Source organism: Nocardia nepalensis, from assembly GCF_048910785.1.
Taxonomy (GTDB): domain Bacteria; phylum Actinomycetota; class Actinomycetes; order Mycobacteriales; family Mycobacteriaceae; genus Nocardia; species Nocardia nepalensis.
Window position 1 is genome coordinate 163,091 of sequence record NZ_JBKBET010000020.1, and the last position, 22,023, is coordinate 185,113.

The 22,023-nt window shown below is 65.9% G+C and carries 22 protein-coding genes; 6 read left to right on the forward strand and 16 right to left on the reverse strand.

Annotated features, from left to right (window positions below; translation table 11 throughout):
• The first annotated feature begins 52 nt into the window (after nucleotides 1-52).
• On the forward strand, nucleotides 53-622 hold the full coding sequence (locus ACHQ4I_RS11930; RefSeq protein ID WP_420771767.1) for a TetR/AcrR family transcriptional regulator: 570 nt from the start codon (nucleotides 53-55) through the stop codon (nucleotides 620-622).
• Nucleotides 623-659: 37 nt separating this feature from the next.
• Nucleotides 660-1,037: a hypothetical protein gene (locus ACHQ4I_RS11935; RefSeq protein ID WP_420771768.1), complete on the forward strand. Its 378-nt coding sequence runs from the start codon at nucleotides 660-662 to the stop codon at nucleotides 1,035-1,037.
• A 28-nt stretch (nucleotides 1,038-1,065) separates the two neighbouring features.
• Here the strand turns inward: ACHQ4I_RS11935 and ACHQ4I_RS11940 are convergent, their stop codons facing one another.
• The 8 genes from ACHQ4I_RS11940 to ACHQ4I_RS11975 all read right to left on the reverse strand — a co-directional run bounded on the left by ACHQ4I_RS11940 (nucleotide 1,066) and on the right by ACHQ4I_RS11975 (nucleotide 10,101).
• The gene (locus tag ACHQ4I_RS11940) at nucleotides 1,066-1,962 is read right to left on the reverse strand and encodes a TIGR03619 family F420-dependent LLM class oxidoreductase (RefSeq protein WP_420771769.1); all 897 of its coding nucleotides are present in this window, start codon (nucleotides 1,960-1,962) and stop codon (nucleotides 1,066-1,068) included.
• Nucleotides 1,963-2,054: 92 nt separating this feature from the next.
• Nucleotides 2,055-3,383, reverse strand: a complete 1,329-nt coding sequence (locus tag ACHQ4I_RS11945) for an MFS transporter (RefSeq protein ID WP_420771770.1) — start codon at nucleotides 3,381-3,383, stop codon at nucleotides 2,055-2,057.
• 262 nt (nucleotides 3,384-3,645) lie between these two features.
• Nucleotides 3,646-5,103, reverse strand: coding sequence for an apolipoprotein N-acyltransferase (locus ACHQ4I_RS11950; RefSeq protein WP_420771771.1), 1,458 nt, complete (start codon nucleotides 5,101-5,103; stop codon nucleotides 3,646-3,648).
• A 309-nt stretch (nucleotides 5,104-5,412) separates the two neighbouring features.
• Nucleotides 5,413-6,066 (reverse strand): response regulator, encoded by a 654-nt coding sequence (locus ACHQ4I_RS11955; RefSeq protein ID WP_476445391.1) that lies wholly within the window; start codon nucleotides 6,064-6,066, stop codon nucleotides 5,413-5,415.
• A gap of 2 nt (nucleotides 6,067-6,068) precedes the next feature.
• Nucleotides 6,069-7,445 carry a sensor histidine kinase gene (locus tag ACHQ4I_RS11960; protein ID WP_420771773.1) on the reverse strand — a complete coding sequence of 459 codons (1,377 nt, stop codon included), beginning with the start codon at nucleotides 7,443-7,445 and terminating at the stop codon, nucleotides 6,069-6,071.
• Nucleotides 7,446-7,530: 85 nt separating this feature from the next.
• Complete coding sequence (locus ACHQ4I_RS11965; RefSeq protein ID WP_420771774.1) at nucleotides 7,531-7,908, reverse strand: hypothetical protein; 378 nt, start codon at nucleotides 7,906-7,908, stop codon at nucleotides 7,531-7,533.
• A complete protein-coding gene (locus tag ACHQ4I_RS11970; protein WP_420771775.1) occupies nucleotides 7,905-9,341 on the reverse strand; it encodes an ammonium transporter in 1,437 nt (478 codons plus the stop codon). The genes ACHQ4I_RS11965 and ACHQ4I_RS11970 overlap by 4 nt, the downstream gene beginning before the upstream one ends.
• Before the next feature lie 142 nt (nucleotides 9,342-9,483).
• A complete protein-coding gene (locus ACHQ4I_RS11975; RefSeq protein ID WP_420771776.1) occupies nucleotides 9,484-10,101 on the reverse strand; it encodes a TetR/AcrR family transcriptional regulator in 618 nt (205 codons plus the stop codon).
• A gap of 91 nt (nucleotides 10,102-10,192) precedes the next feature.
• Here ACHQ4I_RS11975 and ACHQ4I_RS11980 point away from each other — a divergent pair, with 91 nt between their 5' ends.
• The gene (locus ACHQ4I_RS11980; protein WP_420771777.1) at nucleotides 10,193-10,912 is read left to right on the forward strand and encodes an SDR family oxidoreductase; all 720 of its coding nucleotides are present in this window, start codon (nucleotides 10,193-10,195) and stop codon (nucleotides 10,910-10,912) included.
• A 63-nt stretch (nucleotides 10,913-10,975) separates the two neighbouring features.
• On the opposite strand, the gene ACHQ4I_RS11985 is transcribed toward ACHQ4I_RS11980, so the two are convergent.
• From ACHQ4I_RS11985 to ACHQ4I_RS12020, 8 genes are all read right to left on the reverse strand, one after another.
• On the reverse strand, nucleotides 10,976-11,122 hold the full coding sequence (locus tag ACHQ4I_RS11985) for a DUF1059 domain-containing protein (RefSeq protein ID WP_420771778.1): 147 nt from the start codon (nucleotides 11,120-11,122) through the stop codon (nucleotides 10,976-10,978).
• A gap of 200 nt (nucleotides 11,123-11,322) precedes the next feature.
• On the reverse strand, nucleotides 11,323-13,332 hold the full coding sequence (locus ACHQ4I_RS11990) for a TerD family protein (protein WP_420771779.1): 2,010 nt from the start codon (nucleotides 13,330-13,332) through the stop codon (nucleotides 11,323-11,325).
• A gap of 228 nt (nucleotides 13,333-13,560) precedes the next feature.
• Nucleotides 13,561-14,217, reverse strand: coding sequence for a TMEM175 family protein (locus ACHQ4I_RS11995; RefSeq protein WP_420771780.1), 657 nt, complete (start codon nucleotides 14,215-14,217; stop codon nucleotides 13,561-13,563).
• Nucleotides 14,218-14,302: 85 nt separating this feature from the next.
• Entirely contained in the window at nucleotides 14,303-14,467 is a 165-nt protein-coding gene (locus ACHQ4I_RS12000; protein WP_420771781.1) for a hypothetical protein, read from the reverse strand.
• Between the two features lie 76 nt (nucleotides 14,468-14,543).
• On the reverse strand, nucleotides 14,544-15,311 hold the full coding sequence (locus ACHQ4I_RS12005) for a 3-oxoacyl-ACP reductase (RefSeq protein ID WP_420771782.1): 768 nt from the start codon (nucleotides 15,309-15,311) through the stop codon (nucleotides 14,544-14,546).
• Between the two features lie 10 nt (nucleotides 15,312-15,321).
• Nucleotides 15,322-16,680 carry an aldehyde dehydrogenase family protein gene (locus ACHQ4I_RS12010; protein ID WP_420771783.1) on the reverse strand — a complete coding sequence of 453 codons (1,359 nt, stop codon included), beginning with the start codon at nucleotides 16,678-16,680 and terminating at the stop codon, nucleotides 15,322-15,324.
• On the reverse strand, nucleotides 16,677-17,417 hold the full coding sequence (locus ACHQ4I_RS12015; protein ID WP_420771784.1) for a gamma-glutamyl-gamma-aminobutyrate hydrolase family protein: 741 nt from the start codon (nucleotides 17,415-17,417) through the stop codon (nucleotides 16,677-16,679). Before ACHQ4I_RS12015 ends, ACHQ4I_RS12010 begins: the two co-directional genes overlap by 4 nt.
• Nucleotides 17,398-18,762, reverse strand: coding sequence for a glutamine synthetase family protein (locus ACHQ4I_RS12020; RefSeq protein ID WP_420771785.1), 1,365 nt, complete (start codon nucleotides 18,760-18,762; stop codon nucleotides 17,398-17,400). The genes ACHQ4I_RS12015 and ACHQ4I_RS12020 overlap by 20 nt, the downstream gene beginning before the upstream one ends.
• 350 nt (nucleotides 18,763-19,112) lie before the next feature.
• On the opposite strand from ACHQ4I_RS12020, the gene ACHQ4I_RS12025 reads away from it, so the two are divergent.
• The 3 genes from ACHQ4I_RS12025 to ACHQ4I_RS12035 all read left to right on the forward strand — a co-directional run bounded on the left by ACHQ4I_RS12025 (nucleotide 19,113) and on the right by ACHQ4I_RS12035 (nucleotide 21,989).
• Nucleotides 19,113-19,949: an SDR family oxidoreductase gene (locus tag ACHQ4I_RS12025; protein WP_420771786.1), complete on the forward strand. Its 837-nt coding sequence runs from the start codon at nucleotides 19,113-19,115 to the stop codon at nucleotides 19,947-19,949.
• 78 nt (nucleotides 19,950-20,027) lie between these two features.
• A complete protein-coding gene (locus ACHQ4I_RS12030; RefSeq protein WP_420771787.1) occupies nucleotides 20,028-21,077 on the forward strand; it encodes a 3-oxoacyl-ACP synthase III family protein in 1,050 nt (349 codons plus the stop codon).
• Nucleotides 21,078-21,080: 3 nt separating this feature from the next.
• Nucleotides 21,081-21,989 (forward strand): hypothetical protein, encoded by a 909-nt coding sequence (locus ACHQ4I_RS12035; protein ID WP_420771788.1) that lies wholly within the window; start codon nucleotides 21,081-21,083, stop codon nucleotides 21,987-21,989.
• Nucleotides 21,990-22,023 lie beyond the last annotated feature (34 nt).

The following is a 22,023-nucleotide window of genomic DNA, read 5'->3' on the forward strand; positions in this document are numbered from 1 at the left end:
GCTCCGGATCGTGAAACTTGTCAATGGCTAGATTATGAGCGACCATCGTTACATGGCGAAGAGCAGCTACCATCACGGCGATCTGCGGGCCACCATCCTGGCCGCGGCCGCCGAGCAGATCGCGACCGACGGCGTCGACGCGGTATCACTGCGCGGACTGGCCCGGCGGGCCGACGTCTCGCACGCGGCCCCCGCGCACCACTTCGGTGATCGTGCGGGGCTGCTGACCGCGCTGGCCATCGAGGGTTTCGGCCTGCTCGCCGCGCAACTGGCCGCGGCCGAACCGGACTTCAACGAGGTCGCGATCGCCTACATTCGCTTCGCCCGCGAACATCCGGGTCACTTCGATGTGATGTTCCGGCGCGAACTCCTGCACGCGGACGACGAACGCCTGGTCGCCGCTCGCACCGCGGCGGGGGCGGCGCTGCGTTCCGGTGTCGCTGTCATGCAGCCCGAGAACACCGTTGAGCAGCAAAAGGCCACCCGGCTCGCCGCGTGGTCGCTGGTCCACGGCTTCGCGGCGCTCTGGCGCGAAGGGGCACTACAGGATTCGGCGCTCGGTGACAGCTCGGACCCCGAAACCCTGGCCCGCCGCATGGTCGCCACCGTGCACTTCGAATGACCACGGCCCGTTGGCCTTTGGCCCTAAGTTCATAGACATGGACATCCACGCCTACCCCACCGAGGCGACCACCCCGGTGGATCTCGCCGAGGCGCAACGCATCGCCGACCAGTACCTGTCCACCGACGACGACGCCGGCCTCGGCATCAGCAACCTGCTCACCGAATTCGACGCCGGGTTCACCGTCGTCGCCATCCTCCCCCAACCCTCGGGCGTCGACCCGCACACACCCCCACTTCCCCCGGTCATCGGCGGCTCCGTCTGCGTCATCGACAAACCCACCGGCGCCGTCTCCTACTGGCCCACCTACCCCACCGCCATGGTCGCCGACCAGTACACCCAGGCAATGCAATCCGGCCGCCTGATCATCGAAGACAGCTGGCCGGAGGAAGACGACACCCCTGAAGGCGACTGAGGTGTACCTGCGAACCGCAGCGCTCGGTTCAGCGCAACAGGTCGAACAATCGCGTCGCGGCGGCCATGGCGCCGTCCACTGAATCCGTGGCGTACATGAAATCGACGAAGTAATCGTCGAATCCCGTTGCCGCCGAATTTCGTTCGATCGTCTCGGCAATCCGCTCGACGGGCGTTCCCGCCTTCACATTCACCCGCACGATGGTCTCGATCGCCCCGGGATCACGACCGGCCTCCTCGGCGGCCCGATCGATCACATCGCGCAGTGCGACGAGCCGCGAATCCCATTCCGGCGCGCTGGGTACCGGCACGACCGGCAGCCAGCCGTCGGCGCGACGTCCGATCCGCTGCAACGTCGCCGGCGTGAAACCGGCCAGATGGATCGGCGGGTGCGGGCGCTGCACCGGCTTCAACTCCACGCGATGCTCCGGCACCGATACCAGCGTTCCGGAGTAGCCCGCGGGGTCGGTGGTCCAAATCGCTTCCAGCGCATCGAGAGTCTCGTCCAGCCGGATACCGCGCTTTGTGAACGGCACGCCCGCGGCCTCGTACTCCTCTGGCGACCAGCCGATTCCGAAGCCCGCGACCAGCCGTCCCCGGCTCGCCACATCCACCGTCGTGAGCGAACGCGCCAGCAATGCCGGGCGATACAGCGGCGCGATCAACACATTGGTGCCCAACCGAACCCGCTCGGTCGCCGCCCCCGCGATACCGAGCAATAGAAACGGGTCGAGCACCGAATTGAATTCGGCCGGAATCGTATCGGCCCCGGCATATCCGACCTTCGGATTCGTCGCCGCGAGCAGTCGATCCCCCACCCACAGGCTGTGCGCCCCGGCCTTCTCCATCTCGATGGCGAACTCCGCCACCCGATGTCCCTCGTGCGCGTGCGCGCCGTGCTGCGGTATCGAAACGCCAACCTTCATACTTCCGTCCTACCAAAAGGTCGCGCGGAAGATCACTTCCCGGTCACCGCGGCATCGCCCGGCACACGCCTCAGTCGGCGAAATCCCCAGGTTCACACGGCGGGCTGTGCGGCGATCGGCGGCGTCAGCTTCCCCGCTTCGGGAACGGTGGTGCCGCGCAACGAAGTTCCTGCGGTCTCACGCAGGAACGACCAGGCGACCAGCCCGATCAGGCTGGCGCCGACCATATATGCGGCCGGAAACAGCGACCAGCCGGTGGATTCGATCGCGGCCTCGTTGACCAGTGGCGCGGTGCCGCCGAACGCGGCGGTGGAGACGTTGTAGCCGAGGGCGAATCCGGCATAGCGCACATGCGTCGGGAAGATCGCGGGAAAGGTCGAGCTGATCGTCGACAACTGGGGGACATACAGCAGGCCGAGCACGATGAATCCCGTGATGGCCCAACCGGTTCCCTGACCCATCAGCCAGTACATCGGCAGCGCGAGCACCCCGAGTCCGACCAGTGAGACCAGCCACAGCGGGCGCCGGCCCACCCGGTCGGACAACCTGCCGAAGAACGGCAGCACGATCATCATCACCAACTGCCCGATCAGCATCATCGCGGTGGTGGTGGACTCGCCGACGCCGATGGTGTTCTGCAGATAGGTCGGTTGATACGTGAGCAGGGTGTAGTTCACCACATTGAGGGCGACCACCAGGCCTGCCAGCGTCAAGGTCTCGCGGCGATAGGTGGTCACCACCTCCCGCAGCCCGCCCGGCGGATGCGCCTGATCGGCCACCTCGGTGAATACCGGCGATTCGTCCAGATGCGAGCGCAGATACCAGCCGATCAGGCCGAGCGGCACGGCGAGCAGGAACGGGACGCGCCAGCCCCAGTCGTGCATCGCGTCCGAACCGAAGATGAGCTGGCACAACAGCACTGCCGCCGAGCCGCCGACGAAGCCGCCGAGGGTGCCGAATTCCAGGAAGCTGCCCAGGAATCCGCGCTTGCGGTCGTTGGCGCATTCGGCCAGATACGTTGCCGCGCCGCCATATTCGCCACCGGTGGAGAAGCCCTGGACGACTCGCAACGCGATGAGCAGCACCGGCGCCAGCCAACCCACCTGCGCATGGGTCGGCAGCAGGCCGATGCAGCCGGTCGCGGCGGCCATCAGCAGAATCGTGGTGGCCAGCACCACTTTTCGGCCGAGCCGGTCGCCGAGCGGTCCCCAGACCATGCCGCCGAGCGGACGCAGGACGAAGGAGATGGCGAAGCCGAGCATGGTGCCGACGGTGCCGAGATCGCCGGGGAAGAACGCGTCGGTGAGGTAGGTGGCGGTAGCTGCGTAGACACCGTAGTCGAACCATTCGGTGGCATTGCCCATCGCGGAGGCGGCGACCGATCGGCGTAAAGGTATCTGCTCCGATTTGCCATCCGTCATGTGCGCCTCCTCACCAGCCCCGGTCCGGGACCTCGATTCGTTCGTCCGGCCCGTCCCGGGTTTCCGGGTGCAGGGCACGAAAGCAACCGTTACCCAGGTTCCGCGCGAGGCAAACAAGCACCCGACTCGTGGACCCATGAATGGGCCCGCCACCACCTGCGACATCTATGGCGATTGTGATCGTGCTCACATTCGAGGTACCAGGCACCGAACAGTGTTCGCCCGAAGCCATCCGTAGCGACCGGCTACCGTCAATGCCACCTCAAATGGACGCCCGCTGCGGGGTAGCTGAAACCTGCTCGGGACGGCCGGGCGCGCTCGCTGATCTCCGCCCGATCGCTGCGACGGCTGCCCCCGCGAACAGCGCCACCGACAGCCAGCCGAACCAGTCGCCGAACCGGGCGTAGACGGTCATGCCCGACGACAGTGGGATCGAGGCGAGCACCGAACGGGTCACCGTGACATCGGTCCGTGCCGACGCCAGGATGTGTCCGCGGGAGTCACTGGCCACGAGTTCGCCGAGTTGCGGTGCGCGCGCGATACCGACGCCGGATTCGATGCCGCGCATGACGGCCATGCGGCTGTGCAGCCAGTGGTCCTCGGTGAAATCCAGTGCCGGGACCAGCAATAACGTCGCGCCGCGGTGTCGGTTCTCGCGTACCAGGCCGGGACCGTCCAGGTCGAAACACACGGCCAATGCCCAGGGTTCGCCCGGGACGCGCTGCCATCCCGTCCCCGGTTCGAGGTCGCCTTCCAGGCCGGGGATCAGCCGGTGTTTGGCGTACTCCGCGCCCGACGGGTAGTCGATGGCGGCGTTCACGCCGGTTCCGCCTCTGATGAGTACGAGTCCGGCGACGATGTGGATATTGCGCCGGGTGGCTATTTCGGTCAGCGGGCCCGATAGCAGTGGCAACGTCGATTCGTCTGCGGTCCACGCTTTTTCGGGCAGGACGACGGCCTGTGCCCCCTCGTCGGCGAGTCTCTCGATCTCCGTCACCGCACGCGTGACCATATCGCGGCCGTCGGGTGAGTCCACCGGAACATATTCCGGCGGTTGCGAAACCGCGAGCAGGCCGACCCGCACGGTGTCCTGCTCCGGCGCGACCGCCAGGTGCCACCATCCGAATGCGCCGACCGCGACAACCAGTGCCGCTGTCGCACTTGCGACCCGAAGACGTTGGGCACCAGTCACTTCGGGTGCGACGAGCACTGCCACGGTCGCGGGTACCAGCATGATGAGGAATGTGATTCCCCACGGACCGGTCAGCGCCGCCATCTGAATCAGTGGTAGCAGTGCGAATTGGGTGTAGGCGATGCTCCACCACGCACCGAACTGCCCACCCAGCGAAACCAGGAATTCGAAACTCACCCAACCGGCCGGCAGCGCGAGCACGGCGAGTCCGGTCCGACCGCGCAGCAACAATGCCCGCGTCAACGCCACCAACCCGCCGAATACCGCAGCGGTTCCGCCGAGCAGCAACACCGTGACAGGTACTGGCTGCTCGATGGTATCGATGAAATACGGCCAATACCGCAGTCCACTCCCGCACCACGCCAGCAATCCCGCAAGGAAAGCCGTGCCCGCACCAACACGCGGAGCCATCAGCAGCACCGGCAGCGGCGCGAGAAATACCAAGCCGGGCAACGGATGTAAACCGGTGCCGAAATACCACAGCAGCGCCGACAGCAGAACCGCCGCCAGACTCACATAACGCTTCATCGAGAACCCCGCATTCGATCGGATCCTCTCCGATGCTCCCCGCCCTCCCCTTCCCCCACATCGCCCACACGACCGAACCCCGCCTCAGTCCTGCGGAGCGGTCGGGAAACCACTCACTCCGGCCGCTCGCCGAGCGTAGTCATATGGCGGTCGAATACAGCCTGGGCGGCCACCATTCGACTCCGTTCGACGGAACCCGCCCCTGGGCTCGATACGGCAGGAGCTAGCTGGACGGGGCACTAGCCGTGTTCGGGATGTAGGCGCGGGTCATGTCAAGTCGGAGAGGTCGTAGCAGTACTGATAGCTGGTTCAGTCGCGGCCGGGGATTACGAGGCCTGCTTCGTAGGCGAAGACCACCGCTTGGACGCGGTCGCGGAGGCCGAGTTTCGTCAGTACGGAGCTGACATGGGATTTCACGGTGTGCTCGCTGACAACCAGAGTGGTGGCGAGTTCGGCGTTGGAGAGGCCGCGGGCTAGGTTGCGGAGGGTGTCGCGTTCGCGGTCGGTCAGTTCGTCGAGTTGGCGCATGAGGTCGGGGCGGGGGTGGCCGCGGTGGGCGAGGTCGGCGATGAGGCGGCGGGTGACGGTCGGTGCGAGCAGGGCCTCACCCGCGGCGACCACGCGCACGGCTTCGACCAGTTGTTCGCGGCGCACATCCTTCAGCAGGAATCCGCTGGCTCCGGCGCGCAGCGCCGCGTAGACGTATTCGTCGAGGTGGAACATGGTCAGTACCAACACCTTTGCGCTGGTCTCGGCGCAGATGCGGGCGGTCGCGGCGACACCGTCCATGCGTGGCATCCGCACGTCCATGACCACGACATCGGGTGCCAGTTCCAGGGCCTGCTCGACGGCCTCGAGTCCGTCGGCGGCCTCACCGACCACGGTTATATCGGGCTGCGCCTCCAGGATCAGCCGGAATCCGGCGCGGAACAGGTCCTGGTCGTCGACGACGAGCACCCGCATGCTCAACTCCCCTGTGCGATCGGCAGTTCGGCGGTGACTTCGAAGCCCTCGGTGCAGCCTGCGGGCGAGTGTCCGGGACGCCCATAATGCAGCCGCCCGCCGGCGCTGGTGACGCGCTCGCGCATCCCGATCAATCCATGCCCGGTAGACGAATCGCTCGCAGGCCAACCGCCAACCGTGCCCCGCCCGCCAACCGAAGCTCTTGTGCCGACGACACTTCCAGTACTGCCAGCGAATGCCGCACCGACCGGGGCTTCCGGGTCGCCCCCGACTCCACGTGTCTTCCGACCGACCGTGCTTCCAGCGAATGCCGCGCCGACCGTGGTCTCCGGATCGCCCCCGACTCCACCGGCCTTCCGACCGACCGCACATGCAGGACCATCATCGGACACCCGCACCGTCAGCCGATCGTCGAACCACCGCAACGACACTCGCACACCAGTGGCACCCGAATGCTTCATCGTATTCGTCAACGCCTCCTGCACCACCCGATACGCGGTGACCCCGACATCACCGGAAACCGCACGGCGCGTGCCGAATTCGTCGAATGACGCCGCCAACCCACCGCGCCGCGACAGCTCCACCAGATCGGGTATCGCCTCGATTCCCGGTTGGTGCGGCGGATCGTCGGTGCCGCGCAGGGCGCCGAGACTGCGCCGAAGCTGTTGCACCGCTTCGCGACCGGTATCCGCGATGCCCGCGAAGGCCGCGTCGGCGCGTTCCGGATCGGAGCGGGTCAGCAGCGGTCCGGTCTCGGCCTGGACGATCATCAGGCCGACCGAATGCGCGACGATATCGTGCATATCCCGCGCGATGCGCAACCGTTCCCGGTCGACGGCCGCGAACCGCTCCTCCTCGAGTCGGCGCGCCCGCTCCTCCAACATCTCGATCTGCGCCCGGCGCGCCCGCACGCTGGTGCCGAGCGCCCACGCGGTCACAAAGGACATGGCCGCGTAGCCATAGGAGTCCGGACTCTCGTTCGGAATGATCAGGGAGATCAGGATTCCGATGCTCACGGTGATCAGCGCGATCCGTCGCGGCCGCGGCGGACTGTAGGCGGCGATCGTGTAGACGCAGATGATGGTGCCGTACGGCAATGCGGGCATGGCGTGCAAGCAGGCCAGCACGGTGATCGCGGGCCCGACCACCAGCAATACGAGAATCGGCGCGCGCCGCCGCCACAGCACCGGCGCGGACGCCAGCACACAGCAGGCGATTACCCACCACGACGCCCGCGTCACGATCGCGGGCCCCACGCTGGCCACCGTGACCACGACGGCGAGCACGATATCGACCGCACTCGACGGCAACGCCCGCAGTCGTTCGGACGCCCGAAACACGACGCCCGGGGTCCGAGCGAGCAAACCGGGAGAACTCATAGTGAACCCAGTGTCTCCCGCGTCCGGCCCCGATCACCTCCCGCATCCGGATGACGCGGCCCTCATCCTCGCGAGCGAGGCGGATTCACAGCGAGCGCGCGTCGATCATCCAGATCTGGATCCCGGACGGCCCGGCGTTCTCGCCGATCCGGTCGATCAGCCGGACCAGATCGGCGACATCGTCGTTCTTGGCCAGCAGTTCGATGCGCAGACCCGCCTCGACATCGCTGACGAACTGCTGGCCCCGATAGCGTTCGACCCGGCTGCCCCGGTCGTCCACCCGGTAGACCTGGCAGACCACCATGCGCCGCACGCCGAACATGGCCAGCGCCTGTTTGATCTGATCGAAGAGGGCCGCGGGCAGCACCAACGTGATGAGCTTCGCGTCGACGCCGTCACCCGGGCTCATCGGGTCGTCGATGCTGTACCCGACACTGCCCTGAAGGTGGATGGTGGCATTCACGTGGCCGCCTGATTCCCGGGCGCCTCACCCGATGGTTTGTCCGGCGGCCGCTTGGGCAGGGCGGGCGCGGTGGGGAAGGTCCCCACATGGGCGGAGACCAGGGTCTCGTCCGGGTAGGCCTCTTCCTCGTGGGCCGCGACGTCGCCGGTCTCCAGTACATGGTCCGGCATTCGCAGGCTCATGAACAACCCCAGGAACTTCAGGATCACGACGGTGACGAAGGCATCCCAGACGATCACCGTGGCCGCCGCACCCGCTTGCCAGAGCAGCTGTTTCGGGTGATGTCCGTACAGCCAGCCCGAAAACGCCACGTCCGCAACGTCATGGCCGTCGCCCAGGTACACGATGATGTGCGGATCGGCGAGCACGCCGACCAGCAGACCGCCGGCCAGACCGGCGATGCCGTGGGTGTGGAACACCCCGAGCGTGTCGTCGACCTTCCGGAATAATCTCGTGCGCCCCAGCTTGTTCCAGGACAGCCACACCAGTGTCGACGCGACGACACCGATGATCATCGCGCCGAAGCTGTTGACGAAACCGGCCGCCGGTGTGATGGCGACGAGTCCGGCGATCATGCCATTGATCGCGCCGAGAAAGTTGGGCTTGCGCTGCGGGCCGGCGACCATATCCCAGAACACCCAGACCAGCACGGCCACCGCGGTGCACAGATTGGTGTTGAGCACGGCGAGCGAGGCATTCGCGCCGCCGAAATACATATCGCCGCCGTTGAATCCGTTCCAGCCCAGCCACAGGATGCCCGCACCGGCCGCGGCCATCGGCAGGTTGTTCGGCACGGCCCGTTCGCGATCCCTGACAAGCCGCGGTCCGATGACCGCGGCAGCGACGAAACCCGTTGTGCCAGCGGCCAAGTGGATGACATACCCACCGCTGTAATCCAGCGCGCCCATCGAGGCCCACCAGCCGCCGCCCCACAGCAGGAAGGCGTTCACCGTATAGGCGAAGGTCGTCCACAGCGGAACGAACAGCAGCCACACCTTGAAATTGATCCGCCCGACGACACTGCCGAGGAATAGCAGCGGCGTGATGGCGGCAAACGCGAAATGGAAGTACGCCAACGTGGTTTCGGAGAATCGGAGCTTGGGCATCAGGCCGTCGAGCAGCGGTATTACCGCCTGGTTCTGGTTATCGCTGCCGAGGATCGTATGCGGCACACCGACCGCGGCGCGCAGGATGCCGGGCCCGAGCTTCAGCGGTTCACCGAAGCCCATCTTGAAGCCCCACAGCACCCAGACCACCAGGACCGCGGAGAAGGCGGTGAAGGCCATCAGGATGGTATTGACAGCCCATTTCCGCTGCACGATACCGCCGTAGAGGATGGCGATACCTGGAATGCTCATCAGAGCGACGAGTGTTGCGGCGACCAACTGCCAGGTGTTGTCCCCAGAGTCGAGCCAATCAGGATACGGTGACATGATTCTGCGCTACCTCATCTGCACGCAGGCAGGCGCGACCCCCATCCCGCCCTAGCGCTAAAGTGTCTGTGGCGTAAGGTGTCTCGCGTCACACTGCTTCACCTAGTGTCATCACACGAGGTTTCGCTCCGGTTACACGCCGTTAAATCTGGATCTCGCGACGAGCGCGCCTCGGCGTGTTCGGCGCGAGCATGGTGGCGACGCTGGTCGTGACATCTTTCGCGAGTGCGGCGTTCACCGGGGCATGGTGACCGAGCAGCCGGTACCACATCGCGCCGAAGGCGAAATCCACCACGAGATCCAGCGGAACCGCCGCGGTCAGCGTTCCCGCGTCGACACCGCGCTGGAGCAGTGCGCGCAGTGCCGCTCGGCGCGGGCCGATCACGGTCTCCTGAAGTCGATTCGACAGGTCTTGATCGCGTTGCGCATCGGCCATCAGGCCGACCAGCGCCTGGCCCGTCACCTTGTGCGCGAGTTCGAAGGTGGTTGCGAGCAGCCGCTCGAGCGCGACCAGCACATCCGCGGTTTCGCCCGGAACCAGTGCCGGATGCTCATCGGCCAGGCCGACCAGCGCCTCGATCAGAATCGACGCCTTATCCGGCCACCAGCGGTAGACCGTCTGCCTGCCCACCCCGGCCCCGGCCGCAATGGCCTTGATGGTCAGGTCTTGGTAGCCGTCCCGCTCGCAGAGTTCCAATGCCGTATGCAGGATCGCGCGCCTGGCGTCCTCGCTGCGGGGTCGCCCCCTGGTTCCTGTCATGCACGTCACTTTACAAGACACCGTGCCTCGAATATATTAACGAGGCACGATGGTTCGAAAATCATCGTGGTTCGAATCTCAGGAGGATGTTGTGAGCAACAAAGTCGTCATCGTGGGCGGAACCTCTGGCATCGGCCTGGCGACCGCTCGCCGACTCGCCAAGAACGGCGCGCAAGTCGTCATCGCCGGACGCAACGAGGAACGACTCGCCGCCGCGCTGGCGGAACTGGGCCAGGAGATCACCGGCAAGGTCGTCGACGCGCGGGACGAAAATGAACTGGCCCAACTGTTTTCGGAGGTCGGCCCGGTCGACCACGTGGTGGTGACGGTCACCGGGCCGTCCGGCACCACACCGTTTCGCGAACTCGGCCTGGACCACCTGCAGACCCACGTCTCCGGCAAACTGCTGCCGCACGTCGCCACGATTCAGGCGGCACTGCCCCATCTCGCGCCCGGCGGTTCCATCACGCTGGTCTCCGCCGCATCCGCGGGCGGCTCGATGCCGACCACCGCGGCCCTGGCCGCGGTCAACGCCGGTGTCGAGGCCATCGTCCCCGTGCTCGCGGTCGAACTGGCCCCCGTCCGCGTGAACGCCGTATCCCCCGGCGTCATCGACACCGAATGGTGGAACTTCCTGCCCGACGATGCCCGCGCCGAGGTCTTCGCCGGCATATCCGCCGCCACCCCGGTAGGCCGCGTCGGCACCGCCGACGATATCGCCAAGGCCATCGAATTCCTCGCCGACAACACCTTCACCACCGGCATCGTCATCCGCGTAGACGGCGGCGCCCGCCTCGGATCCCCCCAATAACCCACCCACACAAGGCTTCTCGTCACCACACGCGGTGTGGTGACGAGAAGCCCGTGCAGTGAATCAGTAAGCGATGAACAGAATCTCGTCCCGGGAATAGTCGTGCCCCGGGTGGTTCTCGGCCAGATGCGCCTTGGTCTTCGCGACCAGGTCGTCCTCGTCCGTCCCGACGATATGTTCACCGCAGGGGCAGTTCAGATTTCGCTTCATCAGCGGTCCTTCCTTTCTCCCCGCCAAGTCTAAGCACGCGCCCAATGCGCGGGCCGGTGCACACCCTGTCCCGGCCACGACAGGCACCGCCAGGTTCTGCCATCCCATCCACGCGAAACGGCTCGGCGTGCGGCGCTCTCGCAGACCCAGGCACACCACAATCACCACACCCGGTCAGCCATCATCGAGTCAGCGGTCTGTCAGTCCGCGGTTACTGCGAGGTCGGTCGGCGGCTCGGGTTGTTTGGGGGCGGCGGGAACCCAGCCGCGCAACGGCTGCACCACCGATCCGTAGAAGGTGTCGGTCGCCGCGGTGACGCTGGCGATGAAGCTCGCCGCGGTACCGGATCGCCGGTTGCCCATGGGAAACGCCTGCTCCAGGCAGAAGGACACGATCGCACCGGCGCGGCCCACCGTCAGCACCTTCGGGTCCGCGCGCACCCGGTCGAGATGTTCGCATGCTTGGTTGCCTCGCTCCGAGAACACCGCTTCGACCTGGACATCGCCCGGCGCGTCCGCGAGTTGCCGGAGCAACCACGACAGCCGACGACCCGCGGTCCCCTCATTCGGTGCGTCGAGGGTGGTGCGGCAGCGAATCTTGTTGGTACGCAGATCCGCGACCACGACCAAATCGCCCGCGGTGTCCGGAATCCGCAGTACGGCCTCGAACGTCCCATCGGCGGCCAGTCGCTCCACGAAGGCGGCGCCGCGGGCGGCCGGATCGGAGTGATGCCGACGGGGCAGGATGTGCTTGACGGTCACGCCGAGTTCGGCGGTCAGGCGCAGAGCGAGATGCCGCGACAGCGACGCCCACTTATCGGCGACGGTCAGGGCCTTCTGGTCGCCCGCGCGCAAGATGCCGGCGGTCACCGCGTCGCGCACGGCTACCCAATGACGACCCATATCGACCAGTTCCGTGACTCCGGACCGTGGATGGTCGAGGTAGCGCACGAACTCGCTCAGTATCCAGGCGTGCAGGTCGTTGTCGATACCGCCGTGCGAGAGCAGCATTCGCGCCTCGTGCGCCACCTCCGCCCAGGACAGGTGTCGCAGCGCGACCTTGGCGAGCTTGCGACGGTCGACCTCGACGGGCAGTTCGCCGGGACCGGCGGGGACATCATTTGACAGGCTGACCACCACGTCGTACTTCTTCTTGCGCGCCACATCGAGATAGCTTTCGAGCTGATCGCGCCGGAGCTTGCCGTTACCGGTCTTGACCTCGAGCAGACCGGTCCACACCCGAGTGCCTCGCGACATCTTCAGGACCGCGTCCGGGATGACCTTCGATTCACCCAGTTCATACTGCACCTCGACGAAGCCCTCGAAATTGCCTGCCGGAGCCCCCATTCGGGCACACACCGCCCGCGCGAAGGGTCGCACGGCCTGCATCGTGGCGACCAGCGCCGAGGTCGCGCGCCGCTCCTGTTCCTCCCCGGCACCGATCATCACCGAAAACAGCCGCGCCGGTTGCCAGCTATCGAGTTCGGCGAGTTTGAACTCGATCGGCTTGGCCTTCTTCAACGTTCGCTTGACGGTGCGCACACCCCGGTTCCGCGCGGGCTTCCGCGCGCCCGTTTCAACAGACTGCTCCGGCTCGTGTTCCGGTGCGGAGGCGAGGACTGCGGGATCTTTCACCGCCGGGATATCGACTGGCGTATCGGGAGTTTCGGGTTCGGCGTCGTCATCGATGTCGACGCCGAAGTCCGTCGCCAGACCGGCCAGACCGGACTCCCACCCCTGCCCTACCGCCCGGACCTTCCATTCTCCGCCGCGGCGATACACCTCACCGAAGACGAACGCCGATTCCGTGGTGGCATCGGCGGTGGCGTACTCCGCCAGCGAATGCCCGGCCGCGTCGACCACCCGCAGCGCCAGTTTGCCGAGGTCACCGAAGGTCCCGGTGCCGACACTGCCGACGAGTGCCACCTTGTGGATGTGCGCGGGCACCGCCGACAGATCGATCGCGATCCTGGCCTGCGCACCCTCCTCGGTCGCGCTGGTGCCCAGGAACCGCACCGATCCGTCCGGCGATTCCGGCTGGTTGTAGAAGACGAAATCGCTGTCGGAGCCGACCTTTCCGTCGACCCCCAACATCAGTGCGGAGGCATCGACCTCGATCTCCGCCTCGGTCCATCCGATCACCACGTCGATGCGGACCACATCATCCGGCAGCGGCACATTCTGGCCCTTGGCCAACATCGGAGAGGTCACAGCATTCACCCTTCTGGTGGTTCGGCCACGCACAGTCACAGAAAGATCCGGGTTCAGCCGGTTCGAATGCTGACCCCCAACGCATCGACACCGCCCACTCGGCGGCGACGCAGTGGAAGTCGCCCGCCACGATCCCGGTGTTACACACGCCACAAAGCTGTGCGGTTCGTACGCAACGCTTTTACGAGCCGGTCGCGGCGAACGGTTCCATCGGATTCCAACCGCGACCTATTCGGCGTCGTCGGCCGCCTGTTTCGACCATCCCTGGCTGGTGATGGCGTAGAAGATTGCGATGAGCAGATAGAGGATGAGGGCGGCTACGGGCCAGAAGAGGCCTATTGCTATGCAGAGGGCGTAGACGAGGATGCCCGGATAGGCGCGGACGGTTTCGCGGCGGGCGAAGGCGGCGTCGTAGCCGGGTTCGAAGAGTTCGGGGTGGTGGACCAGGCGCCACCACAAAGGGGCCCACGGGATGGTCATCATGACACCGGCGATGCCGTAGACGGCCGCGGCCGCGGCGGCGTCGCTTTGTTCGCCGTGCACGACGTATTCGGCGAGAAGGCCGGTGGGGAACGGCAATACGGAGACACCGAGTAGCAGCATCAAGTTCCACCAGCGGATGACGTGGTCGAGGTGGCGCAGGCGGCTGAAGAACGAGTGGTGGTTCATCCAGATGATGCCGATGGTCAGGAATGAGGCCAGATATGCCACGTAGGACGGCCAGATGTGGCCGAGTGCTCGGAGCAGATGGCCCGATTCGTGCTCGGGTACCCGAATCTCCAGGATCAGCAGAGTGATAGCGATGGCCATCACGCCATCGCTGAACGCTTCCACCCGGGCCGTACCCGATAATTGCGCGCTCGGGATCTGCCCGTCGTCGACCATGAGTGCAGGGTAACGCCGAAACGCTACCCGTACCTCCGCGATCGCTGTGGGCGTAGCGCCGTCGAAGATCGGGCGCTACGCGGCCTCAGTTCCCTTGCTCCGGCTGCGGATACGATCCGGGCGCGCTGCCGTCGGAGCGGCTGAACACCGGACGGAAATCCGCACCGCCGGGCTCGATTTGCACCAACGGTTCCGTCGGCAGGGCGTCGTGACTGAACAGCCCGGGCGATCGCCCATCTTCCGTACTCATCTCACGAGCCTCCCTTTGATCGGCGACGAATGGCGCATCCTGGCTTGCTGCCCAGGAGCCCGAGTCAACCGTACCTTCACAACGGCGTGACGTACGCGCCGGAGATGCCACCGTCCACCAGGAACTGCGATGCGGTGATGAACGAGGAGTCGTCGCTGGCCAGAAATGCGACGGCGGCGGCGATCTCCTCCGGCTCGGCGAAGCGGCCGATAGGGATGTGCACCAGGCGCCGGGCGGCACGTTCGGGATCCTTGGCGAACAGCTCCTGCAGCAGCGGGGTGTTCACCGGTCCCGGACACAGCGCGTTGACCCGAATTCCGTTGCGTGCGAACTGCACTCCGAGTTCCCGGCTCATCGCGAGCACCCCGCCCTTGGACGCGGTGTAGGAGATCTGCGAGGTCGCGGCCCCCATGACGGCGACGAAGGACGCGGTATTGATCACCGACCCCTTCCCGCGCTCGAGCATGTGGTTGATGGCGTACTTGCTGCACAGATACACCGAGGTCAAATTGACCTCCTGCACCCGGCGCCAGGCCTCGATTCCGGTGGTAAGGATCGAATCGTCTTCCGGCGGTGAGATTCCCGCGTTATTGAATGCGATATCGAGTCCGCCATAGGTGTCGACGGCGGTCTGGAACAGGGCCTGCACCTGGGCCTCATCGGTCACGTCGACCTTCACGAACAGCCCGCCCACCTCAGTGGCCGCGGCCTCTCCCGCGGCGGCGTCGATATCGGCGACGACCACCTTCGCACCCTCGGCGGCGAATCGGCGCACGGTGGCGAGGCCGATACCGCTGCCGCCACCGGTGACGACGGCGACTCGATCCTGTAAGCGCTGCAACACATCTCCTTAACTAGGTGGCGATGAAGACGTTCTTGGTCTCGGTAAAGGCAAGTGCCGCATCGGGTCCGAGTTCACGCCCGAGCCCGGACTGTTTGAATCCGCCGAACGGCGTCCAATACCGCACCGAGGAATGCGAATTCACCGACAGATTCCCGGCTTCCACACCGCGCGACACCCGCAACGCCCGGCCCACGTCATTGGTCCAGATGGAGCCGGACAGACCGTATTCGGTGTAATTGGCGATACGAACGGCATCGGCCTCGTCCTCGAACGGAACCACCGCCACCACCGGGCCGAACACCTCCTCGGTGAGCACCCGGTCCGAGGGCGCATCCGGCAGCACAACCGTTGGCGGATACCAGAATCCGGGACCATCGGGCTGCGTACCGGTGAACGCGACCTTGGTCGAGGGCTCGATGAACGAGGCGACCCGAGCCCGGTGGGCAGCCGAGATCAGCGGCCCCATTTCGGTGGACTCGTCCTCCGGATCGCCCACCCGCACACCGCGCACCGCTGGTTCCAGCAGCTCCAGAAATCGGTCGAAGACACTGCGCTGCACCAGAATTCGGGACCGCGCGCAGCAATCCTGCCCGGCGTTGTCGAAGACGCCATAGGGCGCGGTCGCCGCCGCTCGCTCCAGATCGGCATCGGCGAATACGATATTCGCGCTCTTACCACCCAATTCGAGGGTTACCCGCTTCACCTGCCGCGCGCATCCCGCCATGATCTCCTTGCCCACCTCGGTGGAGCCGGTGAACACCACCTTGCGCACGGCGGGGTGGGTCACGAACCGCTGCCCGACCACCGAACCCTTACCGGGCAGAACCTGGAAAACACCTTCCGGCACACCGGCTTCCAACGCGAGCTGGCCCAGCCGGATCGCGGTGAGCGGGGTCAGCTCGGCGGGCTTGAGCACCACGGTATTCCCGGCGGCAAGCGCGGGCCCGAAACCCCACGCCGCGATCGGCATCGGAAAGTTCCACGGCACGATCACCCCGACCACGCCGAGCGGCTCGTGGAAGGTGATATCCACCCCGCCGGCGACCGGAATCTGGTTGCCCAGCAGGCGTTCCGGGATTCCGGCGGCGAAATGCAGCACATCGCGGACATTGCCCGCCTCCCAGCGCGCATTCCCGATGGTGTGCCCGGCGTTGGCGACCTCCAACTGGGCCAACTGCTCGAGATTCGCGTCGACGGCTTCGGCGAACCGGCGCAGCAACCGCGCCCGATCACCCGGTGCGATCTCGCGCCAACCGACCGCGGCCCGCTGCGCCCGTTCGATGGCGGCATCGGTCTCGGCCGCGCTCACCAGTTCGACCGTCGTGACGACCTCCTCGGTCGCCGGGTTGACCACCTGCGTTGTCGTCACGAATTCCGCTCCCTTCGATAGGTTGCCGCCGCCTCGACCAGTGCCCGCATCAGGCGGATATCGGTTCCGTCCGCCTCCGGATGCCACTGCACACCCACCAGGAACGGACCGTCCGTGGTCTCCACCGCCTCGATGGTGCCGTCCGGCGCGTGCGCGGTGGCGACCAGGCCCTCGGCCAGGATGGCGACGGCCTGGTGATGGTGACAGCTCGCCTGCACATCCGGTCCGGTGATGGCGGCGACCCGGCTGCCCGGCGCGGTCGACACCTTGATCTGGTGGAAGCCGCCCGGCGTACCGGAATGGTCGTCGTTGCCGAGCAGATCCGGCAGATGCTGGATCAAGGTGCCGCCGAATGCGACATTGACCACCTGCAGGCCGCGGCAGATCGCGAGAATCGGCAGACCGGCGGCGCGCGCCAGGGCCAACAGCCCGAATTCGGACTCGTCGCGATCGGCTTTGAGCGGTCCGAGGGCCGGATCGGGCGGTGCGCCGTAGCGCGCCGGATCGACATCGGCGCCGCCGGTCAGCACCAACCCGTCGAGCCGGTCCACCAGCTCCGCGCGCGCCACTCCGGCGGGCGGCAGCAGCACCGGGATCCCGCCCGCGAGCTGCACCATCCGCACATAGCTGTGCGCCAGCACCGCGCTTTCCACATCCCAGCTGCCGAACCGGGCCTGTTCCACGTAGGTCGGCAGGCCGATGACCGGACGGGACTCCTCAGAGCCGCTCGAAACCACGGATTCGCTCCCAATCGGTGACCGCGGCGTCGAAGGCGTCCAGCTCGACCCGTGCCGCATTCCGATAATGGTCCACCACGTCGTCGCCGAACGCTGTCCGTGCCACCTTGCTCTCGCCGAACAATTGCGCCGCTTCCCGCAGGGTACGCGGCACCCGCGGACGCTGGGACCGGTAGGCGTTGCCATGGAACTCCGGCTCGAGCGGGAGCCGCTGCTCGATCCCGTGCAGTCCGGCCGCGATCGTGGCGGCCACGGCCAGATACGGATTCACATCGCCGCCCGGGATCCGGTTCTCCATCCGCAGCGACAGGCCCTCCCCCACCACCCGCAGTGCACAGGTCCGGTTGTCACGCCCCCAGGCCAAGGCGGTCGGCGCGAAACTGCCGGGTACGAATCGCTTGTAGGAGTTGATATTCGGCGCGAGCAGATAGGTGAACTCGCGCAGGCAGTCCAGCTGCCCCGCGAGGAAATGCCGCATGAGCGAGGAGGTTCCGTGCGGACCGTCACCCGCGAAGACCGCCTCCCCCGAATCGGACCGCAGGCTCATATGGATGTGGCACGAATTGCCTTCGCGCTCATTGTATTTCGCCATGAAGCTGAGGCTGCGCCCGTCCTGGGCGGCGATCTCCTTGGCGCCGTTCTTGTAGATGCTGTGGTTGTCACAGGTCACCAGCGCCTCGTCATAGCGGAACGCGATCTCGTGCTGACCCGGATTGCATTCGCCCTTGGCCGACTCGACATACATACCCGCACCGGTCATTTCGTTGCGAATGCGGCGCAGCAGTGGCTCGATGCGCGCGGTGCCGAGCATCGAATAGTCGACGTTGTACTGATTCGCGGGCCGCAGATCGCGATAGCCGCGGTTCCACGCGTCCTCGTAGCTGTCGTCGAAGACCAGGAATTCGAGTTCGGTCCCGACATAGGCCCGCAGCCCACGCTCGGCCAGCCGCTCCAACTGCGCCCGCAGTATCTGCCGGGGCGACACGGTGACCGGCTTGTTCGCCGGTTCCACCTGTTCGACATCACACAGCACCAGCGCCGTCCCGGGCTGCCACGGCACCAGCCGCAAGGTACTCAGATCCGGGCGCAGCACGAAGTCGCCGTATCCGGTATCCCACGATGACATCGCATAGCCGTCGACCGTCGACATTTCGACGTCGACGGCGAGCAGATAGTCGCACGCCTCCGTCGCGTGCCCGATCACCTCGTCCAGGAAAAACCGTGCCGCACAACGCTTTCCCTGCAACCGCCCCTGCATATCGGTCATCGCCACCAGCACCGTGTCGATCTCCCCCGCCTCGACCAGCTCGCGCAACTGCACCAGCTCCAGCATCCCGGCACGCATCAACGACCCCTCTCGGCAGCAACCTTGCCAACGCTAGAGCAAAAGGGCCGCTCGTGTGACTCGACACACAAAACCCGATGGTCGGTTGGTGTGCGACGTCAATTCGGGCAGCGGGTTCCGCCGATCGATCCGACTGGAACGACCGACCCCTATCGCCCCCTATCGGCGGTCATGCACAACGGCTACAACTCGCGCACAGCATCACTCGCCTGAATTCGACACGCACGTGCTGATCTGCACGATCGATCGATGGCTCGCGACGGTCAGGACCTTCGCACACATCGGGCAACTCGCCGAAACCACCCTGAGAGCGAAAGTCGGCCTCGCGATCGATAGCAAAATGATCGAACATGAAGACGATCCTGATTACAGGGGCTACCTCGGGCATCGGTCTGGAGGCCGCGCAACAGCTCGCCGCAGGGGGCGATCGGCTGGTGTTGGTCGGCCGGAATCCGCAGAAGCTCGCCGATAGTGCGGAATTGGTGCGGGCCGCGGGGGCGGGGGCCGTCGATACGCTGGAATGCGATGTCGCGTCGCAGTCGTCGGTGCGCCAACTCGCCAAAGCCGTCGAGGCGAACTACGACCGCATCGATGTGCTGGCCAATAACGCAGGCGGCTATCACCAGACGCGCACCGAAACCGAGGACGGTATCGAGGCGACCTTCGCCACCAACCATCTCGGCGGCTTTCTGCTCACCGAACTGCTCACCGATCTGCTCGTGCAGAGCGCTCCGGCGCGCATTCTTTTCACCTCATCGGTGATGCACTACGGCGCGACACTGGATTTCGACGATCTCGGATTCAATGCGGGCTATTCGGGTGAGAAGGCCTACAGCCGCTCCAAATTGGCCAACGTCCTCTACGCCCGTGCGCTGGCACGCCGCCTGGAAGGCACCGGGGTGACGGTCAACGCCTTTCATCCCGGCGCGGTCTCGACCGGCATCTGGAATTCGCTGCCCTGGTTCGGGCAACCGGTGGTCTCACTGGCCAAACGCCTGTTCTTCATCTCCGCGGCCGAGGGTGCCGCGGCGCTGACCTACCTTGCGACGGATCCGGGCGTCGCCGATATCACTGGAGCCTATTTCCGCAAGACCCTGGAGCGCGAACCGTCGCGCCTGGCCCGCGACGAGCGGATCGGCCAGCAATTGTGCGAGGTGAGTGCGTCTTTGGTCGGACTGCGTGGGTAGCGACCACGCGATCTACGACAGCGCCGTCGAAACTCCTGGCAAGACAAGGAAATTCACGCGACTCAGGAAGCAGGGGTAATGCTGCGCACGCGTTTCGAGTCCATCGGCTCATACACACCATCCACCGTTCGTTCCACCGAGGAGATCATCGCCGGATTGTCGGTACCCAGATCCCTTGACCTGGAACGGATTACCGGTATCAAGAATCGGCGAGTCTACGACTCCAGCGACGAGGGCTATGAATCCTCCTTCGTTCTGGCCCTGCGCGCCATCGAAGACTGCCTGGCACACTCCGATTACGCCGCAGACGAGATCGACGTCGTCATCTCGGCCTCCATCACCCGCACCCGCGGTAAGGAAATCTTCTGCTACGCACCGTCATTCGCGGTCATGCTCGGCAAGGAGATCGGCACGGCCAACGCGCGCCATTTCGATGTCTCGAATGCCTGCGCGGGCATGATGACCGGCGTACTGGTGCTGGATCGGATGATCAAGGCCGGTGTGGTGCGCAATGGACTCGTGGTCAGCGGCGAACAGATCACCCCGATCGCCGAGACCGCCGCCCGTGAGATCAGCAAGCCCTATGACCCGCAGTTCGCGGCGCTGACCGTCGGCGATGCGGCGGTCGCGGTGATACTCGACGATCGCGGCGACGATGACGATGAGATCCACTACGTCGAGCTGATGACCTCCGCCGACGGCGCCGAACACTGCATCGGCATGCCGAGTGACCAAGCCTCGGGAATCGCGCTCTACACCGATAACCGCGCGATGCAGAACGAGGGCCGCTACCTGCAGGGCATCAGCCGGATGGCCACCTTCCTGGAGGAGACCGGGCGCACTTGGGAGGGCGAGAAGTACGACTACTGGATCCACCACCAATTCAGCAAACCCGCCATCGAATACATCGCACACCTGACCGAACGACACTTCGGCACCCCGATGCCGCAATCGCTCAATGTGCTGCACGAATTCGGCAATACCGCGTCGACCTCGCATTTCGTGGTACTGCACGAATATCTGGCGCAGCAGAAGATTCCCAAGGGGTCCAAGGTCCTGATGATTCCGGAGGCCTCCGGCATCGTCTCCGGACACCTCGCCGCGACCATCTCCCGACTGGAGGCCTGAGCCATGCCGACCACCATCCTCGCGGCCGCCATCAATGCCGATCTCGATACCGGCAGCTACTTCGAACTCGCGTCCCGTGCCGCCACCGCCTGCCTCGAACAGGCGGGCATCGCACCGGACCAGGTCGGAATGCTCATCAACGCCGGGGTCTTCCGTGATCAGAACATCTCCGAGCCCGCGGTATCCGCGCTCATCCAGAAGCGCCTCGGCATCGGCCTCGAATACGCGCCCGGCCGGGTGCCCGCCTTCTCCTTCGACCTGATGAACGGCGCGAGCGGACTGCTGCACGCGATTTCGACCGCCGAATGCTTCCTGGCCACCGGTGAGGTCGAGTACGCACTGCTCGTGGCCGGGGATGCCCACCCGTCGACCGAACGTCATGTCGACGGATTCCCCTACAGCACAAGCGGTGCCGCGATCCTGCTCGGAAGTTCGGGCACCGCAGGCGGATTCGGCAGTCTGCACAGCACCGACACCGCAGGACCCGCGGAGCCGACCGCCTGGGTGGCCATGGGCGAGGCGGGCGCGAACGGCCGCAGGGCCATGAGCACCCGACCCGGTAACGACGACCCGGTCGAGTTGGCCGCCGCGGCCCTGCGTGACTGCCTCACCGCCGAAGGGCTCGACGCCGCCGATATCGCCGAGGGCCGCGCCATCGTGCTCGCACCCACTTGGACCCTCACCTTCCGCGCCCGCCTGGCCGAGGCGCTCGGATTCACACCGGAATCGATCGTTGGCGTCGATCCCTCCGTGGACAATCCGTATTCCGCGGCTCCGGTGCACGCGTATCTGAGCGCGCGCGATAGCGGGATGCTGGCCACGGCGCGCACGGTGCTGTTCCTGGCCGCCGACGACACCTCGGCCGCCTGCCTGGCCTACCACCAGCGCGCGCTCACCGTCGTAGCTGGTTGATGACACGAAAGGCATTGAAACAATTCATATTACG

Bases quoted from the DNA above. Each gene is read 5' to 3' on its own strand.
- ACHQ4I_RS11975 (WP_420771776.1), bottom strand. From the start codon at position 10,101: ATGACAGGAACCAGGGGGCGACCCCGCAGCGAGGACGCCAGGCGCGCG.
- ACHQ4I_RS12035 (WP_420771788.1), top strand. From the start codon at position 21,081: ATGCCGACCACCATCCTCGCGGCCGCCATCAATGCCGATCTCGATACC.
- ACHQ4I_RS11950 (WP_420771771.1), bottom strand. From the start codon at position 5,103: ATGAAGCGTTATGTGAGTCTGGCGGCGGTTCTGCTGTCGGCGCTGCTG.
- ACHQ4I_RS11945 (WP_420771770.1), bottom strand. From the start codon at position 3,383: ATGACGGATGGCAAATCGGAGCAGATACCTTTACGCCGATCGGTCGCC.
- ACHQ4I_RS12000 (WP_420771781.1), bottom strand. From the start codon at position 14,467: ATGAGTACGGAAGATGGGCGATCGCCCGGGCTGTTCAGTCACGACGCC.
- ACHQ4I_RS12020 (WP_420771785.1), bottom strand. From the start codon at position 18,762: ATGCGTGCCGGGATGCTGGAGCTGGTGCAGTTGCGCGAGCTGGTCGAG.
- ACHQ4I_RS11955 (WP_476445391.1), bottom strand. From the start codon at position 6,066: ATGCGGGTGCTCGTCGTCGACGACCAGGACCTGTTCCGCGCCGGATTC.
- ACHQ4I_RS12030 (WP_420771787.1), top strand. From the start codon at position 20,028: ATGCTGCGCACGCGTTTCGAGTCCATCGGCTCATACACACCATCCACC.
- ACHQ4I_RS12025 (WP_420771786.1), top strand. From the start codon at position 19,113: ATGAAGACGATCCTGATTACAGGGGCTACCTCGGGCATCGGTCTGGAG.
- ACHQ4I_RS11970 (WP_420771775.1), bottom strand. From the start codon at position 9,341: ATGTCACCGTATCCTGATTGGCTCGACTCTGGGGACAACACCTGGCAG.
- ACHQ4I_RS11995 (WP_420771780.1), bottom strand. From the start codon at position 14,217: ATGGTCGACGACGGGCAGATCCCGAGCGCGCAATTATCGGGTACGGCC.
- ACHQ4I_RS11940 (WP_420771769.1), bottom strand. From the start codon at position 1,962: ATGAAGGTTGGCGTTTCGATACCGCAGCACGGCGCGCACGCGCACGAG.
- ACHQ4I_RS11935 (WP_420771768.1), top strand. From the start codon at position 660: ATGGACATCCACGCCTACCCCACCGAGGCGACCACCCCGGTGGATCTC.
- ACHQ4I_RS11930 (WP_420771767.1), top strand. From the start codon at position 53: ATGGCGAAGAGCAGCTACCATCACGGCGATCTGCGGGCCACCATCCTG.
- ACHQ4I_RS11960 (WP_420771773.1), bottom strand. From the start codon at position 7,445: ATGAGTTCTCCCGGTTTGCTCGCTCGGACCCCGGGCGTCGTGTTTCGG.
- ACHQ4I_RS11985 (WP_420771778.1), bottom strand. From the start codon at position 11,122: ATGAAGCGAAATCTGAACTGCCCCTGCGGTGAACATATCGTCGGGACG.